The sequence below is a fragment of the Lacinutrix algicola genome, assembly GCF_001418085.1.
GTDB lineage: Bacteria > Bacteroidota > Bacteroidia > Flavobacteriales > Flavobacteriaceae > Lacinutrix > Lacinutrix algicola.
On record NZ_LIQH01000038.1, the window covers coordinates 90,296 to 106,331 of the forward strand.

Genomic DNA, 16,036 nt, shown 5'->3' on the forward strand with positions numbered 1-16,036 from the left:
CAAGAATAGGATTTTTTTGTTTGTATTTATTTTTTAATTAATCTATAAGTCTCAATACCCAATACTTCTTTTTGTTTTTTAAGCTTTTCTCTGGGATAGGTATCGTATAGGTATATTGTGTTTTTGTTTTTTTTCTTAAAGACGAAGCCAAATGAATCGTCTTGAAAAAGGCTTTTTATTTCATCACAAATAATAACATAACTATCTATGGTTGGAGGGCCACAAAAAATGTCAGTTGAGTAATAAATGTATTTGTTATTAAATAACGGAAAACCAGACATTAGACCATTATCTTTAATTTCTAAATGGTTAGAGATTACATTTCCAGTGCTGTCTTTTAAAATATAGTTCCCGGTTAATAATTTATTCCTTGTGTAGTAATAAATAGGATTTGGATATTTATAGTCAGCTTTAAATGTTTTATTGACTCTTATATATTTAATGGTTTTAGATTTGTATTCATTATTAGATGGAGTATAAAGTGTTATGCTGTTTCTTTTAAAAGTAATTATTGATTTGTAGTCATTATACAATTCAATTTCCGAAGTTTTGAATTGATTATATCCATTATTTTCAGAAAGATCAATTTTAAAGTTTCCTTGTTCAAGTATTGTATCTTTTTTATTTACTAAATATTCAGAAACTTCTGGCCTTATTAGATGATCGTGCAAAGAAGAAAACCCTATATTTAATATGTTGTCTTTTAATTCATCATTATTAACTCTTATTCCAACTGGAGCATCTGGGCTAAATGCTTTTTTAGATTTAATAATACTATTACTTTTTTCAAACGAATTATAGAAACCTTCAGCAATCCATATTCCATTATAGTCTTTAATATTAAAGAGCGCTTGAGATATTGATAAATTTGAACTTAATAATATTAAAAAAAGAAATATTTCATTTTTAGATTAAAAATCAATATGCTGATAAGCTCCCAAATCTGAAGGATTTGTTCTTGTAATACCTAAAATATCACTTGTTTCAATAGTGCTTAATATTTCTCCTTCTGCATTTGCAGCAGAATCATTACCAATTAGTAAATCGTTATTAAAAGGTGCTCTAAAATCAGGCTCTTGATTACGGATTATGTTTTCGTAATGTCCAGTGTCATTAAAATCGTAATTATCACCACTAGGGCTACTTGACGAATCTTCAAATTTTACTAAGCAATTTGTAAACTTAAAATTAAAGGTTACTGCAGGATCTGTTACTTCATCTAAAATAAACTCAGGATTATCGTTTCCGTAGATTATAGAGTTATTAAAATTAGCTTCGGTAAAAACGGTAACATTTGTAGTATTATTAGCATCTACAAAGAAGTTGTTTACTAAAAGTGCAGGAAACTGTCTAAAGCTGTTATTCCAATAATTAGCAATTGTACTGTGTGTAAAATTATATTTTCCGCCTTGTGTTAAAGCAACCGAAGATTGACCTGCATTATTTACTACTAGATTTTCTGCTGTAATAGAAGTATTTCTTCCTAAAATGCCATAGTTACTAAAGTTGTATAATTGAGAGTTTGTAATTGTTAATTTAGGTTGAGCAGTATCTGCATTGCCATCAATTAAAATACCGACTGTTCCATTTTTAATAGTAGCGTGGTTAATTGTGTTATTCATGCTGTTTTCAAAAAGCCATATGCTTCCCCATTGTCCAGGAACATCTGCGAAAGCAGGTTCTAATCTGTCGCTTTCAAAAATAACCTCGTTCTCCAAAAGTTCTGGATCTGTACTTAAACTTCCATTTACTTGTAACGATGCATTGTTAGAAACTAAAAGCCCTGAATTGGCATGAAAATGGACTCTTGCTCCAGCGTCTATAGTTAATGTTTCTCCGCTTGGTACAGCGGCATAACCATATATAACGTAAGGTTTTTGGTTGGTAAACGATAGTTCTGATGGCAATAACTCACGACCTTGTATTTCTGTTTCTACTGGTTGTCCATCTACATTTATAGTTAATGTTTCTACGACTCCTGTGGTGTTGTCGCGATCTGGATAGATAAATACAGCATCTTTAACCAGTGTTACTAAATCTACAGATTGTAAATTACTACCGGCATCAAAATTAATTTTATCTGTATAAAGAAACTCATTTTCTAAAAGTGTTTGATTTTGAATGTCTATAGTTGTTTCCACAAAAATAAATAGGCTGTCTTTAGCTTGTATTTCTACATTGTTAAATGTTTGTCCTGCATTACCATCTACATTTAATCTGTAGTTAGAAGATGTGCCACGTTCTAAGCCAATTGTTGGAATAGAGATGTCATTATCACTTCTATTATATACTTTTAAATTATAAGTGCTTGATCCTATATTTGTAAAAACAGTGTCTAAGTAAACTGTATCTTTAGAGAATTGAAGGCTTCCAGTACTAGGAGCAAAGTCAAAATCTTGCCTACAAGAGCTCCAAAATAATAAAAAACTAAAAATGGAAAAAAAGTAAAGAATGCGTTTCATAAAAGTAATTATATATAGTAGCTTTAAGCGTCTAAAATATAACTTTTGAATTTATGTTTTAGTATGTATTTAGTTTAATTATAAAAATATTAGTCTGATTTTTCTCTTTTGAAGTTTTTAATAATTGTATTGAATTCTTCGCTAGCTTTAATAATGTTTTCTAAAAAATCAAGGTCTTTAATTTTCTGTCAATAATTTACTGTCGATACTTTTTGCTTCAACAAATTCGAAGAATAAGAATTTTTTATCTTTTTCTATGTTTAAGGTTTCTGTTAGTAGTGCGTCGTTAAAGAGTGGATGTTTGTTATTGAATAAAGAAATTAAATTCTCGTAAGAGACGGACACAAAAGGATCTGCTTTGTTTTTATTTTCAAATAACTTAGCAACCAAACCAATAACTTTAATAATATCTAAATTGCCTTCTGGCATTCTACCGTATAAGTGTGGATTATTGTTTATGTCTTCTAGAATAGCACTTTTTAAATTGGTTTCAATGGTTTTTATGTCTGCTATTTTCTCTTTTTCAGTGCCATTAATATTAACTTCTTCAAGTGTGTTTTTTGCTTCTTTAAGCTGAATAACTAAAGCCTCTTTTTCGTGAATAGGCTTTACAATGATATTTTGTGTGTTATAAAGAAAGGCACTTACTTTTAACGTATCGTTAGTTTTCCCAGTAATGGTAAACGCTCCATTTTTATTAGTGTAGGTTATCTTTTTATTAGAGAGATTCTCAATTTTAATGTCTTCTACAGTTGAAGTTGTATTATAAATAACACCATTAACAGTTTGTGCTAATAATGTAATAGGACAGAATAAAATAACGAGAATGTAAAATGATTTCAAATGATTAATGCTATTGGTTGTGTTCCAAAAATAGGATTATATCATTATTATTTATAAAACTTTAACAGCTCATTTAGTAAGCTTTATGGAAATAATTTTAAAATATCTTCTGTAATACGAGCAGGTCTAAAAGTTTTAGAAGCCATAAAGCACCATTTGGTTTCAGACTTAGCTAAAAGAGTATTTGTTTTAGCATTTAAAATTTCGACTATTCTAATACAAGTAACACCTTTTATATCTTTAACATAGGTTTTTAAAACAAGCTCATCATTTAAAAAAGCTGGTTTTTTATAATCGATTGTATGCGATAATAGTATCCAAAAATAATTATCGGTAATACTTTTAGGTGCATTCTCTAACCAATGCGATTTAGCCACACTATTAACCCAATCTATATAACGCACGTTATTAACGTGGTTGAGTTCGTCGAGATCATCCTTTGTTACGGTAATGTTTTTTGTAAATGCTAACAAACTATTCTTCAATTATTTTAACCTCAAACATTTTGTCCCAACGTTTTCCTGTAACAAAAATAGTTTGTGTTTCTGGATTGTAAGCAATACCATTTAAAACATCAAGACCTTTATGTTTTGTTACACGTTCCTTTAAAGGAGAGAAATCGATAACAGCTTCTGTAGCACCATTCTCTGGATTAATTATTACAACACCATTTTTTTGATAGATGTTAGCATATATTTTTCCGTTAATCCATTCTAGCTCATTAAGTTTTCCAATTTTACCTTTATTAGTATAGACTTGAAAATTATTATCTTCAACTAAAGTTTCAGGATTTAAGTGCCATATTTTTTCGGTTCCATCACTTTTATAAAGCATTTTACCATCGTTGCAAATTCCCCAACCTTCTTGGCTTTTTCCAAATTTAAAAGTACTTGTGCGCTCGAAAGTGTCTACATTATAAACAAAACCTTTACCGCTTAACCATGTTAATTGGTAGATGTTGTTATTTAAAATTGTTAGTCCTTCTCCAAAATAATTATCTGCTAAGTCTACGTTTTTAAGCACTTCTCCAGTTTTGTAATTTACTTTACGCAATTTACTTTCTCCTTTTTGTCCGGTACTTTCATATAATTCTCCATTAAAGAACTCTAAACCTTGCGTGTAAGATGTAATATCGTGAGGATAGGTGTTTATAATTTCGTAACCAAACACTTTAGGAGCAACGTTATTTACAATAGATACATTTTGTATTGCAGTTTCTGTTTCTCCGTCGTATTTTATTGTAGCAATAATATCATGGCTTCCAAGTTTAAAACCTGTAAGCTTTGTTGTTTCACTTATTTCTTTATTATCTAGAGAATATGTTACCGATTCTATCTCAATATTCTTTGGATTTTGGATGGTAACTATCAATTCTTCGCCTAAAGCAATCGTTTTATTGGTAGTATTTGTAGAAATACTAAAGTTTTTTTTAGCAGAACTGTCTCCGCAATTAAATAATGTAATTGCTAAAATTATGATAATTAAGTGTTTAAATACGTTCATTTTGTTCTTGTAATTTTAAGCAAGATATTTATTAAAATTCGGTTTAAAAAATGATTGTGATAAAAATAAAAGATTGTATATTTGCACCGGCAAGTCCTACACAACTAGCTCCTGTTGAATCCTCCAGGTCGGGAACGAAGCAAAGGTAAATGGTCGTAGCAGTGTGATGTAGGTAGCTTGCCTTTTTTTATACAAAAAACTAAAATCTTGAAAGCCTTGGCTAGTCAAGATTTTTTTGGTTTAATACATTCTTGTAAAAGAGAAATATCATTATTTAAGTATTTTAAATTTTAATGACTAATAAAAGCTATGTCTAAAGTTATATTAATTACAGGAGGATCATCGGGAATTGGGAAATCTATTGGAGAGTATTTAAAACAGCACGGTTATACTGTTTACGGTACTAGTCGAAGTCCCGAAAAATATACCAATCATCCTTTTAAAATTGTAGGCTTAGATGTAAAAGATGTAACGACTATTAATAACGCTGTTGCGGAAGTAATTGCTGCCGAAGGAAAACTAGATGTGCTTATTAATAATGCAGGAGTAGGTATAACAGGACCTATTGAAGAAATTCCTGAAGCTGAAATACAACATAATTTCGATACTAATTTCTTTGGACCAATAAACGTTATTAAAGCTGTATTACCACAAATGCGAAAGCAGAATAGTGGATTGATAATTAACATTACTTCTATTGCTGGATTTATGGGATTGCCATATCGAGGGATTTATAGCGCAAGTAAAGGCGCTTTAGAGTTATTAACTGAAGCTTTTAGAATTGAGTTAAAAGATTTTAATGTAAACATGTCTAACATTGCACCGGGAGATTTTGCTACTAATATTGCTGCAGGTCGTTATCATGCACCTCTAAGAACAGATTCTCCATATAAAAAGTATGGAAGTGTTTTAAGTGATATAGATGAGCATGTTGATAATAGTGATGATCCAATAGTTGTGGCAAAAATGGTTTTAAAAGTTATTAATACTAAAAAACCTAGAACACATTATAAAGTAGGTGCTTTTATGCAGAAATTTTCTATTGTATTACGTTTTTTATTACCCGATAAGATGTACGAGAAGATGCTTATTAAGCATTATAAACTATAATTTTTGGTATGTTTGTTGATGTTAGTTTTAGCTTAATAACTAACCGATGAAAAAACGATACTCTATTTTATTTTGTATTAGTATTATTACGCTTGTAGGTTGCGAAGACATTTTTGAATGTATTATTAACCGAAGACCAGAATTGCCAGAAAAATCTTTAGAGGCTGGTAGAGTGGGCTACATATATCACCAAGGGATAACGGCAGGTATAAAAAATGAACCACGCGACGATATTTATAATTATAATTTTGAAATCTATGGCGATATTCCAGACGGTCTAGAGGTAAATATCGATTATAGAACACTTTTTATTGAAGGAACTCCTAATGATAGCGGTAGATATGAGTTTACAATAGCTTTAAATGTTGGCCCACCAGAATACTATGATGAGGAAACTCAGGAATATGAAAATTCTATGTGTTCCACATCTACTTCTATGGACTATGAGATTATTATTATTAATTAATAGATAAGATATTGTTAATATCATTTAACATCATTTTTTCTACTAGTTTAACTTAAAGCTTAACTTTGCTTTGCGTTAAGGATAGAAGCGGCATCCTTTTTTGAAATTAAAAACAAAAAAGATATAGCGTATAGCCTGACCTTTAGGTAACGCCCAAAATAATAAACACAACTAAATATTTAATATGAAATTTTTTATTGACACAGCAAATCTTGAGCAAATTAAAGAAGCCGAAGATTTAGGAATCTTAGATGGTGTAACTACAAATCCATCTTTAATGGCTAAGGAAGGTATTACTGGAACAGATAATATTTTAAAGCATTATGTAGATATTTGTAATCTTGTATCTGGAGATGTAAGTGCAGAAGTTATTGCTACAGATTTTGATGGTATGGTTAAGGAAGGTGAGGCGCTTGCCGAACTTCACGAACAAATTGTGGTAAAGTTACCAATGATTAAAGATGGTATTAAAGCTTGTAAATACTTTAGCGATAGAGGAATTAAAACAAACGTAACTTTAGTTTTCTCTCCTGGTCAAGCTTTGCTTGCTGCTAAGGCTGGAGCAACATATGTGTCTCCTTTTATTGGACGTTTAGATGATATTTCTACAGATGGTTTAAACCTTATTGCAGAGATTAGACATATATACGACAACTACGCTTTCGAAACTCAAATTCTTGCAGCTTCTGTTCGCCATACAATGCACGTTATTGATTGTGCTAAGTTAGGTGCAGATGTGATGACGGGTCCTTTAAGTTCTATCGAAGGTTTATTAAAACATCCACTTACAGATATTGGTCTTGCTAAGTTTTTAGAAGATTATAAAAAGGGAAACTAAATTTATAAATTTAGTGTAAAAAAAAGTCCTGAAAATTAATTTTCAGGACCTTTTTTTTATAGTAATTATTAACTATTGGTTTAATAAGCCTAATAGCTCTTGTTCGAAACCTATACCAAACATATTACCTTTCGCATTTACAATATCTCCTTTTTTATTAAGGATAAATACTTTTTGTATTGGTTCTATAAATAGTGTTTCTTTTGCTTGTCTAGGCGCTTTAAAACGGTATTCGTTGTGTAGCCTAACATCGTATTTTGCAATAATTTCAGATTGCTGCTTGTAAGAAATAACATCTATATTAATGGCAATAAAGTTACACTCCGGATATTTTACATTTAATTCTTTTACTCGCTTGTGCGATGAAATAAGATGGTTTTTATTGTTTTTAGACCAAAAATAAATAACTGTTGGTTTTTTTATTAGTCCGTGTAAGCTAACTTCTTTATCGGCAGTATTAAGTAATTTAACTTCTGGAATTTTGTTTCCAGGGCTAAGCCTTTTGTAGGAACATACAAATTGTGATACTCTTTCTTTATCGCTATCGTTTGTGCTTTTTTCTTTAAAAGATTTAAGCATTGCATCGTAATCTTCTGGGCTTTTAGAGACACTAATAAATTGACCAATAACAAATCTTAATAAGCTGTTTTTAATATCTTCATTCTTTACTTTTTCGTCTATTAACTCAAGCTTGTCTAAATTATAGTGGATATCTAATTTATTGTAAACACTGTCGTTAGAGTGTGTAAAGTGTTTCTGTAAGGCAAGGTTGTTAAAATGAAATCTTAAAAATGATACATAAGGACTGTAGTTTTTTAAGTTTACATTATTATAATCTATGTTTTCTCTGTAATTGTAAAAATCTTGTGGCAGGCTTTTAAAAGCATCTAATTCTGATATTTTATAATTTGCTAACGGATAGAGCTCTTTGTGTGCATAATATTCGTAATAAATACTTGCCTCGGCAATTTCATTAAACAGGTTAGAGGTTTCATTTTTTCGCTTAACTCTATCTAGTTTTTTTAGTTTTAATTCTCTAGATGCTCTATAAATACTATCGAATTCTTTAGATGTTTTTTGTCCTAGATCAAGAATTTTTTCATCTTCTTCTTCATTTAATAAATACATTTCCATTAGGAAATTATTCTCTTTAGCGCCTTTACCAACATACACGAGAGACTCATCAAAATCTAAAGTATTTAAGCGTAACATTAAACTATCGTTAGATTCAATTAGGAAATTTTGAAATTCTCTACCATCAAAAAAACCAAAAATGCCTGGCTCGAAATTGGTTAATGTATAAGAAAATCTATTTTGATGATTAAGTCGTACAGTGTCTAATGGGATGTCGGCTTTTTTAATAACTATATAGTCGCTGTTGGGATTAATAATTTCTCCTCCAATATATGCTTTGTTAATAGAGCCGTCGTCCTTATCTTTTTTGCAAGAGAATAGGGATACTACCAATATTACAATAAGAAATAAGGAATTAGATTTCATAAATAAGTACATGCAATAGTTAAAGAAACAAAAATATGTTTTGAAATCGAATTGTGGTGTTAATGCGTTGTTAAATTGAATATAAAATAAGTTAAACGCTTAGAATACAGAGTGTTGGTTAATAGATATAACAGTGCATTTGTTTTAATAAACCGAAGATATTATTTACTTTTGCAAAAAACTTACAAACGCTTTTATGTCAAGGAGTAATTAGCAATAGATTTATAAGTTTTTAGATTAAAAATAGAATAAAAATTTTCTGAGATAAAAATATATACAATAGATGTTATCAGTTTCAAATCTTTCGGTACAATTTGGTAAACGTGTACTTTTTGACGAAGTAAATACAACCTTTAACAATGGAAATTGCTACGGAATTATAGGCGCAAATGGTGCAGGGAAATCAACGTTTTTAAAAATAATTTCAGGACAGCAAGATGCTAATTCTGGAAACGTACATTTAGAGTCGGGAAAACGTTTGTCGGTTTTAACACAAGACCACAATAAGCATGATGAAGACACAGTTTTAGAAACTATTTTAAAAGGAAATCAGCCTTTATATAAATTGAAGTCTGAAATCGATGCATTATATGCAGATTATACCGATGCTAATGCAGAGAAAATAGGAGAACTTCAAGTGCAGTTTGAAGAAATGAATGGTTGGAATGCAGATAGTGATGCTGCTGCAATGTTATCTAATTTAGGTATTAATGCAGATTATCATTACTCTTTAATGGCAGATTTAGATGGTAAACAAAAAGTACGTGTTTTATTAGCACAAGCACTTTTTGGAAATCCAGATGTACTTATCATGGATGAGCCTACCAACGATTTAGATTACGAAACTATTTCTTGGTTAGAAAATTTTTTAGCAAATTATGATAATTGCGTAATAGTTGTCTCTCACGATAGACACTTTTTAGATGCGGTTTGTACGCACATTAGTGATATTGATTTTGGTAAGATTACACATTTTTCTGGAAACTATACATTTTGGTATGAGTCTTCTCAATTAGCAGCAAGACAACATGCACAACAAAACAAAAAAGCTGAAGACAAGAAGAAAGAATTAGAAGAATTTATTCGTCGTTTCTCTGCCAACGTAGCAAAAAGTAAACAAGCTACTAGTAGAAAGAAAATGATTGATAAACTAAATATAGAGGATATTAGACGTACAAGTCGTCGTTATCCAGCAATTATTTTTGAACGCGACAGAGAAGCGGGAGATCAAATTTTGAACGTAGAAGGTTTATCAGCTAAGCTAGATGGTGAAGTTTTATTTAAAGACATCGATTTAAGTTTAAATAAAGGAGATAAAGTTGTTTTGTTTTCTAGAGATTCTAGAGCAACTACTGCTTTTTACCAGATTTTAAATAATAATCTAGAAGCAGATTCAGGAAAATTTGCTTGGGGAGTAACAACTACACAATCTTATCTTCCTTTAGATAATAGTGCCTTTTTTAATAACGATTTAACCTTAATAGATTGGTTACGTCAATGGGCTCAAACAGAAGAAGAAAGAGAAGAAGTAAATATTCGTGGATTCCTTGGTAAAATGATTTTTAGTGGAGAAGAAGCTTTTAAAAAATCTACAGTTTTATCTGGAGGTGAAAAAGTACGCTGTATGTTATCTCGTATGATGATGACTAGAGCAAACGTTCTACAATTAGATGAGCCTACAAACCATTTAGATTTAGAAAGTATTACTGCTTTTAATAACTCTCTAAAGAATTTTAAAGGAACTGTATTGTTTACTACTCATGATCACGAGTTTGCACAAACTGTTGGTAATAGAGTAATAGAAATAACACCAAATGGAGTTATAGATAAATACACTACTTTCGATGAGTATATGCAGGATGCTAAAATTAAAGAGCTTAGAGAAAAAATGTACACAGTTAAAGCCTAATTAGTTTTAATTATTGATATAAAAAAGCCTCAAAAATCTAAGATTTTTGAGGCTTTTACTATTTAGTATAAATTACTATTCGCTAGTTTCTAATTCTCCACGAACTGTTTCTACAATTTGTTTTGCAATAACAATTTCACTTTCATGAACGTAAACTTCGGGTTGCCCAATTAAGGATGCTCCAAATCCAGCTAATCGACCAGATTCTGTTTCGTCTTTAATTACTGGATTTATGCCTTTGTCTTCCAAACGTTGTTTTATTACTTGAACAATAATAGTTCCGCCTGTGTAAATTTTTATGTATTCTGAATCATTCATAGTTTGTTGTATTAAAGGTTATACTTAAATATACGAAATAATAGGCATAAACTTACAGTAGAAAGTATAGTTTAAGTTTATTTTAAGAGATCTAAATTTATGTTTTTATCATATATTATATAAAATTATTGTAAGATGAATATTACGGAAAGGCTAAAATATAGAATAGTGTTATTCCTTTTTTTTGTTTTTCAGTAAATAATAAACAGGGCATCTTTATAATTTAAGAAGAAAAGGGTAAAGGTATATTAATAGAAAACCAGATAAGTTACAAAGCAATGATTTTGTAAAGTAGATAAAGTATTAATAGCTAGATAAACTTATAGAATTAAATCGAGTTGATTAGCTAGTTTTATTCTGCTTTTAGATAATTGTATATGCTGTAGCCTCCATAAGCAATAAATACAGCAGCAAGTATTAGTCTAAAGTTTCCGTAGTCTATACTATCAACATATAAATGATTGTATATTCTATAACCTCCAATTGCAATAAAAGCTAAACCGGCAATTAAAGTCCATATGTTTTTTTGCTTGATTTTATTGTTTTGTGTATCCATAGTATTGCTAAATTTGAACTGTTAAATAACAAAAAAAGAGCTTAATTAGTTGAAAATCTAATAAAACTCAATCTTTATATTGTAAAAATGCCCAAAAATAGTATTTAACTTTTTTGGGCATTACGTAATTGTTTGTCTTGCGTTAAACAGTCTAAATTAAATTCTTAATCCAACAGGAAGTAATTTTTTGTATTGTCTATTTCGCCTAATAAATTTAGCGATTTCAGGATTTGTAGGTACAACACTTAAATTTCGTTCTTCAATATTATCGAAAACTAATTTAAGAAAATCAGAGGTAAAGTTCTCGTCTTTAATCTCTTCAGGGATAATTAACTTAGTAAGGAAGATTTTTCGTTCTTGCAAAGAGTATTCAATCTTAGCAAAGTGATCTCCAATTTTTAATTCAAATTGACGTAGAAAATCATTGTCAACTAATTCATCAGCATCAGTCATAGGAAATAAATTTAATTTATTAATGGTGATTAAAAAATAGTGTGAACTATTTTAGTAATTTTACACATCCAAAAGTACGAAAAATTTTCGTGATTCATTTCTAAACATCTGTTAAATACTTATGATTCAAGACATAATACATGTTTATTTAATGCCAGGAATGGCAGCAAATCCATCAATTTTTGATAATATAAAATTACCAGAAAATCAGTTTGAATTACATAAGCTAAATTGGGAGATTCCGGTTAAAAATGAAACGTTAAGTAATTATGCTTTTAAGATGACTAAAAATATAAAGCATAATAATGTAGTACTATTAGGCGTTTCTTTTGGAGGTATCTTGGTTCAAGAAATGAGTAAGCATATTACTTTAAGAAAGCTTTTTGTAGTTTCTAGTGTAAAAACAAAACATGAGCTTCCAAAAAGGTTCAAAGTATTAAAAGCAACAAAAGCTTACAAGTTATTGCCTACACAATTAGCAAGTAATCTAGACTTGTTGGCTAAATTTTCGTTCGGAAATTTAATAAAGAAGCGTATAGATTTGTACAAAAAATATCTTTCTGTAAACGATAAGTACTATTTAGATTGGTCTATAGAGCAAGTTATTAATTGGGAACAAGAAAATGTTATTCCAGAGGCTGTTCATATCCACGGAGAGAAAGACATGGTTTTTCCTCATAATTGTATAGAAAATTGCATCACGGTAAAGAATGGAACACATATAATGATTATAGATAAATACAAATGGTTTAATGAAAATTTACCCAAATTAATTTTAGAATAAAGAAGAATTTATCAGTAAATTATTATAATTTTATAAAAAACGAAATGAAGATGAAAATTGTACAAAAAACATTAGCAGGAATTGGCCTTTTATGCCTAGGTGCTTTATTTATAAATGCCTTTCAAGAGCCACCAACAGACGAGAATTTAGAAAAGAAAATTATAAACGATTATAACGTCTACGCATTACAAGTTCCCGATTATTTGGAGTTTGCAGGAGAGCGCGTACCTTTAAGCGATCCAGATGTTTTAGAGCGTATGGATAAAGAATTATTGGTAAACACTTACTGGCAGTCTAACGGTTTATTAATGTTTAAAAGAGCGCAAAAGTACTTTCCTATTATCGAGCCTATTTTAGCTAAAAATGGTATTCCTGATGATTTTAAATATTTAGCAGTAATAGAAAGCGGATTAACAAATGCAAAATCTCCTGCAGGAGCAAGTGGTTTTTGGCAGATTATGAAAGCAACAGCTAAAGAAAACGGATTAGAAGTAAATACAAATGTAGATGAACGTTATAATCTTGAAATGGCAACACAAGTAGCTTGCGATTATTTAAAGAAATCTAAAGAACGTTTAGGAACTTGGACCAATGCTGCTGCTGGATATAATGCTGGTAATTATGGGATTTCTAAAAGGTTAGACGCGCAGAAAGTTGATAATTATTACGATTTACTTTTAGGTCAAGAAACAGGTCGTTATGTATTTAGAATTATAGCTTTAAAAGAGATTTTGTCTCACCCTACAAAATACGGATTTAACTTTAGAACTAAAGATTTGTATTCTTCAATACCAACGTATAAAGTGTCTGTAGATACTGCTGTTACAGATTTTGCACAGTTTGCTAAAGATTTAGGTATTAACTATAAAATTTTAAAAATACATAATCCTTGGTTAAGGGAGAACAAGTTAAATAATGCATCAAAAAAGCAGTATTTTATAGATATTCCAGAAAAAGGATATTATTCTACAACTCCCTAAATGATAGAAATTTTAAAAGACAATTGGTTTAAATTAATCATTATAGCTAATTATCTATTAGTTATATCTGCTGTTATAACTATTTTATTTAGAAATATAAACCCAACAAAAACACTAACATATATTATTGTGCTAGTGTTTTTTCCGTTTTTAGGACTTTTGGTGTATTACTTTTTTGGACAAGAATATAGAAAAAGTAAAATATTTAATAGGAAGCATATTTTAAACGAGAAAATAATTAAAGACCTTAATAAAGACTTAAGTCAAGATAAAAGAGAACTTCAAGAATTAGAAGATGAGCTATTAGAAGATAAAATAAAACTAGTAAAACTGCTTCAAGGAAATGATAAATCACCTTTAACAAAATGTAATAAAGTCGAAATACTAAACAACGGAGAAGTTAAGTTTCAACGTTTGTTTGAAGATTTAAAGACTGCAATTCATCATATTCATTTAGAGTATTACATTGTAAAAGACGATAATATCGGTACAGAACTTTTAAATATACTTTGCAAAAAAGCTAAGGATGGAGTAGAGGTAAGATTGAGTGTAGATGATGTTGGATCGGATATTTCTCATAAAATGAAACAAAAACTAAAAGATAGTGGTGTTCAGCTTTTTTCTTTTATGCCAGTTCTGTTTCCTAAATTTACAGGGAAAATGAATTACCGTAACCATAGAAAAATTGCTATTATAGATGGTGCTATTGGTTATTTAGGAGGTATAAATGTATCAGATAATTATGTTAACAAGCCTGATAAAAAAGTCTATTGGAGAGATACGCATATTCGTATAGAAGGTGAAGCTGTAGTTACTTTACAGGTTCAGTTTTTAACCAATTGGGAGTTTGTTTCAGAGTCTCAAGTAAAAATAATAAAAGATTATTTTCCTAATAAAGAATGTAAAGATAATGTAGCAGTACAAATAGCTGCTAGTGGGCCAGATACAGATTGGGCAAATATTATGGAAGTTATGTTTTCGGCAATTACTTCAGCCAACGATTATATATATTTAACAACACCATATTTTATTCCAAATGATGAGTTTATTATGGCATTGCAAATAGCATCGCGAAGTGGTATTGATGTTAGATTATTAATTCCAGACGAAAGCGATTCTTGGATAGCAAAACATGCAACCAATTCGTATTTAGAACGTTTGTTTGATGCCAATATAAAAGTGTATCGCTACACAAAAGGATTTATACACGCTAAAACAATGGTTGTTGACGATTTGTTTTCAACTATTGGAACTTCAAACATGGATTATAGAAGCTTTAAAATTAACTTCGAAATTAACGCTGTTATTTACGATAAGCAGAAGAGTGAAGAGTTAAAAAGTTACTTTATTGAAGACCTTAAAAATGCAAAAGAAATGTATGCGGAGGATTGGCTAAAAAGATCAAAGCTTAATAAACTAAAAGAAGCCTATTGTAAACTTTGGGCACCATTATTATAAATAGGTAAAACAAAAAAAAACTCACAATTGTGAGCTTTTTTTTAATCTATTTTAATGATTTAGCTTTTATTATCTAGAAGCTCTTCTTTGTGCTCTCATAGATCCACCTTGTCCATAATGCTGTTTTGGAGCACCTTGAGCACGTTTCATATTTGCTTTCATTTCTTTAATTTGATCCTTAAGCATATCATTCTTATCTAATTTTTGAGCTTCGTTAATAAGAATAGTAGCCTCTTGCTTCTTACGTTTAGAAAAAGCAATACCAGCTAAGTTTAATTTTGCCATAGCCATATCTTGATCCATGCTTAAACCTAAAGTAACCGCTTTTTTAAAGTGTTTTTCTGCTGTATTCATATCGCTTTGAGACACCATTATACCTTGTAAATAGTAAAAATATCCTTGTTGCTTAGTTACTAAAGCTGCTTCAGGATTCTTTATTTTGTTAAGCCATTTTGTAGCACCTGGAAAATCCTGTTTACGTAACTTTAAAAAAGCTAGTAAAATAAATTCATTCTTAAAATATAGAAATATAAAGATTAGTGCTAAAAAGATAAGCATAATTCCGTTACCAATACCACCTTCGGTAAACTGCCAAACTGCTGTTGCTAGTATTAAACCAGCTATTATTAATTTAAATACTTTATTATACATTGTAATGCGTTTTTATTGTTTTTTTTGAAATGCTTATTATCATTTAAGCATTGTATTTATAATATAAGACTGCAAAGAAACTCATTTTTTCTGAAATACCCATTGTTAAGAATTGGATTTGTGTTTCATTTTAGCCTAATTTTATTGCTAATAGCTTCATATTTAAAAATAAAACAAGACTTAATAAAATATTTTTTAAATAAGG

Annotated in this window: 17 protein-coding genes and 1 other RNA gene; 8 read left to right on the forward strand and 10 right to left on the reverse strand. The window is 29.7% G+C overall.

Annotated features, from left to right (window positions below):
* Positions 1-26: 26 nt before the first annotated feature.
* From ASC41_RS10225 to ASC41_RS10245, 5 genes are all read right to left on the reverse strand, one after another.
* A complete protein-coding gene (locus tag ASC41_RS10225; protein ID WP_055436551.1) occupies positions 27-671 on the reverse strand; it encodes a hypothetical protein in 645 nt (214 codons plus the stop codon).
* Positions 672-911: 240 nt separating this feature from the next.
* Positions 912-2,462, reverse strand: a complete 1,551-nt coding sequence (locus ASC41_RS10230) for a hypothetical protein (protein ID WP_055436552.1) — start codon at positions 2,460-2,462, stop codon at positions 912-914.
* Between the two features lie 177 nt (positions 2,463-2,639).
* Positions 2,640-3,305, reverse strand: a complete 666-nt coding sequence (locus ASC41_RS10235) for a peptidase associated/transthyretin-like domain-containing protein (protein ID WP_055436553.1) — start codon at positions 3,303-3,305, stop codon at positions 2,640-2,642.
* 83 nt (positions 3,306-3,388) lie between these two features.
* Positions 3,389-3,790 (reverse strand): acyl-CoA thioesterase, encoded by a 402-nt coding sequence (locus ASC41_RS10240; protein ID WP_241489652.1) that lies wholly within the window; start codon positions 3,788-3,790, stop codon positions 3,389-3,391.
* Positions 3,780-4,808, reverse strand: coding sequence for a glutaminyl-peptide cyclotransferase (locus tag ASC41_RS10245; protein WP_055436555.1), 1,029 nt, complete (start codon positions 4,806-4,808; stop codon positions 3,780-3,782). Before ASC41_RS10245 ends, ASC41_RS10240 begins: the two co-directional genes overlap by 11 nt.
* A gap of 87 nt (positions 4,809-4,895) precedes the next feature.
* Between ASC41_RS10245 and ffs the strand changes: the two genes are divergently transcribed.
* From ffs to fsa, 4 genes are all read left to right on the forward strand, one after another.
* Positions 4,896-4,994: signal recognition particle sRNA small type (ffs, locus tag ASC41_RS16635), an RNA gene on the forward strand.
* Between the two features lie 123 nt (positions 4,995-5,117).
* Positions 5,118-5,918 (forward strand): SDR family oxidoreductase, encoded by an 801-nt coding sequence (locus ASC41_RS10250; RefSeq protein WP_055436556.1) that lies wholly within the window; start codon positions 5,118-5,120, stop codon positions 5,916-5,918.
* 46 nt (positions 5,919-5,964) lie between these two features.
* On the forward strand, positions 5,965-6,384 hold the full coding sequence (locus tag ASC41_RS10255; protein ID WP_055436557.1) for a hypothetical protein: 420 nt from the start codon (positions 5,965-5,967) through the stop codon (positions 6,382-6,384).
* A 184-nt stretch (positions 6,385-6,568) separates the two neighbouring features.
* The gene (gene fsa / locus ASC41_RS10260) at positions 6,569-7,222 is read left to right on the forward strand and encodes a fructose-6-phosphate aldolase (RefSeq protein WP_055436558.1); all 654 of its coding nucleotides are present in this window, start codon (positions 6,569-6,571) and stop codon (positions 7,220-7,222) included.
* A 72-nt stretch (positions 7,223-7,294) separates the two neighbouring features.
* On the opposite strand, the gene ASC41_RS10265 is transcribed toward fsa, so the two are convergent.
* The gene (locus ASC41_RS10265; protein ID WP_055436559.1) at positions 7,295-8,722 is read right to left on the reverse strand and encodes a TlpA family protein disulfide reductase; all 1,428 of its coding nucleotides are present in this window, start codon (positions 8,720-8,722) and stop codon (positions 7,295-7,297) included.
* 283 nt (positions 8,723-9,005) lie between these two features.
* On the opposite strand from ASC41_RS10265, the gene ASC41_RS10270 reads away from it, so the two are divergent.
* Positions 9,006-10,631, forward strand: coding sequence for an ABC-F family ATP-binding cassette domain-containing protein (locus ASC41_RS10270; protein ID WP_055436560.1), 1,626 nt, complete (start codon positions 9,006-9,008; stop codon positions 10,629-10,631).
* A 75-nt stretch (positions 10,632-10,706) separates the two neighbouring features.
* Here ASC41_RS10270 and ASC41_RS10275 read toward each other — a convergent pair whose 3' ends face one another.
* The 3 genes from ASC41_RS10275 to ASC41_RS10285 all read right to left on the reverse strand — a co-directional run bounded on the left by ASC41_RS10275 (position 10,707) and on the right by ASC41_RS10285 (position 11,958).
* The gene (locus ASC41_RS10275; protein WP_055436561.1) at positions 10,707-10,949 is read right to left on the reverse strand and encodes a putative signal transducing protein; all 243 of its coding nucleotides are present in this window, start codon (positions 10,947-10,949) and stop codon (positions 10,707-10,709) included.
* Positions 10,950-11,301: 352 nt separating this feature from the next.
* Positions 11,302-11,505, reverse strand: coding sequence for a hypothetical protein (locus tag ASC41_RS10280; protein ID WP_055436562.1), 204 nt, complete (start codon positions 11,503-11,505; stop codon positions 11,302-11,304).
* A 156-nt stretch (positions 11,506-11,661) separates the two neighbouring features.
* The gene (locus ASC41_RS10285) at positions 11,662-11,958 is read right to left on the reverse strand and encodes an N-acetyltransferase (RefSeq protein ID WP_055436563.1); all 297 of its coding nucleotides are present in this window, start codon (positions 11,956-11,958) and stop codon (positions 11,662-11,664) included.
* Between the two features lie 121 nt (positions 11,959-12,079).
* On the opposite strand from ASC41_RS10285, the gene ASC41_RS10290 reads away from it, so the two are divergent.
* From ASC41_RS10290 to cls, 3 genes are read left to right on the forward strand one after another with little or no spacing between them, the layout of a single operon-like run.
* Entirely contained in the window at positions 12,080-12,742 is a 663-nt protein-coding gene (locus ASC41_RS10290; RefSeq protein WP_055436564.1) for a hypothetical protein, read from the forward strand.
* A gap of 50 nt (positions 12,743-12,792) precedes the next feature.
* Positions 12,793-13,722 (forward strand): lytic transglycosylase domain-containing protein, encoded by a 930-nt coding sequence (locus ASC41_RS10295; protein ID WP_055436565.1) that lies wholly within the window; start codon positions 12,793-12,795, stop codon positions 13,720-13,722.
* Entirely contained in the window at positions 13,723-15,180 is a 1,458-nt protein-coding gene (gene cls / locus ASC41_RS10300) for a cardiolipin synthase (protein WP_055436566.1), read from the forward strand.
* Positions 15,181-15,249: 69 nt separating this feature from the next.
* On the opposite strand, the gene ASC41_RS10305 is transcribed toward cls, so the two are convergent.
* Positions 15,250-15,831, reverse strand: a complete 582-nt coding sequence (locus ASC41_RS10305; protein WP_055436567.1) for a tetratricopeptide repeat protein — start codon at positions 15,829-15,831, stop codon at positions 15,250-15,252.
* Positions 15,832-16,036 lie beyond the last annotated feature (205 nt).

Excerpts from the sequence above, each read along its gene's own strand:
- ASC41_RS10230 (WP_055436552.1), bottom strand. The coding sequence starts at position 2,462 with ATGAAACGCATTCTTTACTTTTTTTCCATTTTTAGTTTTTTATTATTT.
- ASC41_RS10245 (WP_055436555.1), bottom strand. The coding sequence starts at position 4,808 with ATGAACGTATTTAAACACTTAATTATCATAATTTTAGCAATTACATTA.
- ASC41_RS10250 (WP_055436556.1), top strand. The coding sequence starts at position 5,118 with ATGTCTAAAGTTATATTAATTACAGGAGGATCATCGGGAATTGGGAAA.
- ASC41_RS10255 (WP_055436557.1), top strand. The coding sequence starts at position 5,965 with ATGAAAAAACGATACTCTATTTTATTTTGTATTAGTATTATTACGCTT.
- fsa (WP_055436558.1), top strand. The coding sequence starts at position 6,569 with ATGAAATTTTTTATTGACACAGCAAATCTTGAGCAAATTAAAGAAGCC.
- ASC41_RS10265 (WP_055436559.1), bottom strand. The coding sequence starts at position 8,722 with ATGAAATCTAATTCCTTATTTCTTATTGTAATATTGGTAGTATCCCTA.
- ASC41_RS10270 (WP_055436560.1), top strand. The coding sequence starts at position 9,006 with ATGTTATCAGTTTCAAATCTTTCGGTACAATTTGGTAAACGTGTACTT.
- ASC41_RS10275 (WP_055436561.1), bottom strand. The coding sequence starts at position 10,949 with ATGAATGATTCAGAATACATAAAAATTTACACAGGCGGAACTATTATT.
- ASC41_RS10280 (WP_055436562.1), bottom strand. The coding sequence starts at position 11,505 with ATGGATACACAAAACAATAAAATCAAGCAAAAAAACATATGGACTTTA.
- ASC41_RS10285 (WP_055436563.1), bottom strand. The coding sequence starts at position 11,958 with ATGACTGATGCTGATGAATTAGTTGACAATGATTTTCTACGTCAATTT.
- ASC41_RS10290 (WP_055436564.1), top strand. The coding sequence starts at position 12,080 with ATGATTCAAGACATAATACATGTTTATTTAATGCCAGGAATGGCAGCA.
- ASC41_RS10295 (WP_055436565.1), top strand. The coding sequence starts at position 12,793 with ATGAAAATTGTACAAAAAACATTAGCAGGAATTGGCCTTTTATGCCTA.
- cls (WP_055436566.1), top strand. The coding sequence starts at position 13,723 with ATGATAGAAATTTTAAAAGACAATTGGTTTAAATTAATCATTATAGCT.
- ASC41_RS10305 (WP_055436567.1), bottom strand. The coding sequence starts at position 15,831 with ATGTATAATAAAGTATTTAAATTAATAATAGCTGGTTTAATACTAGCA.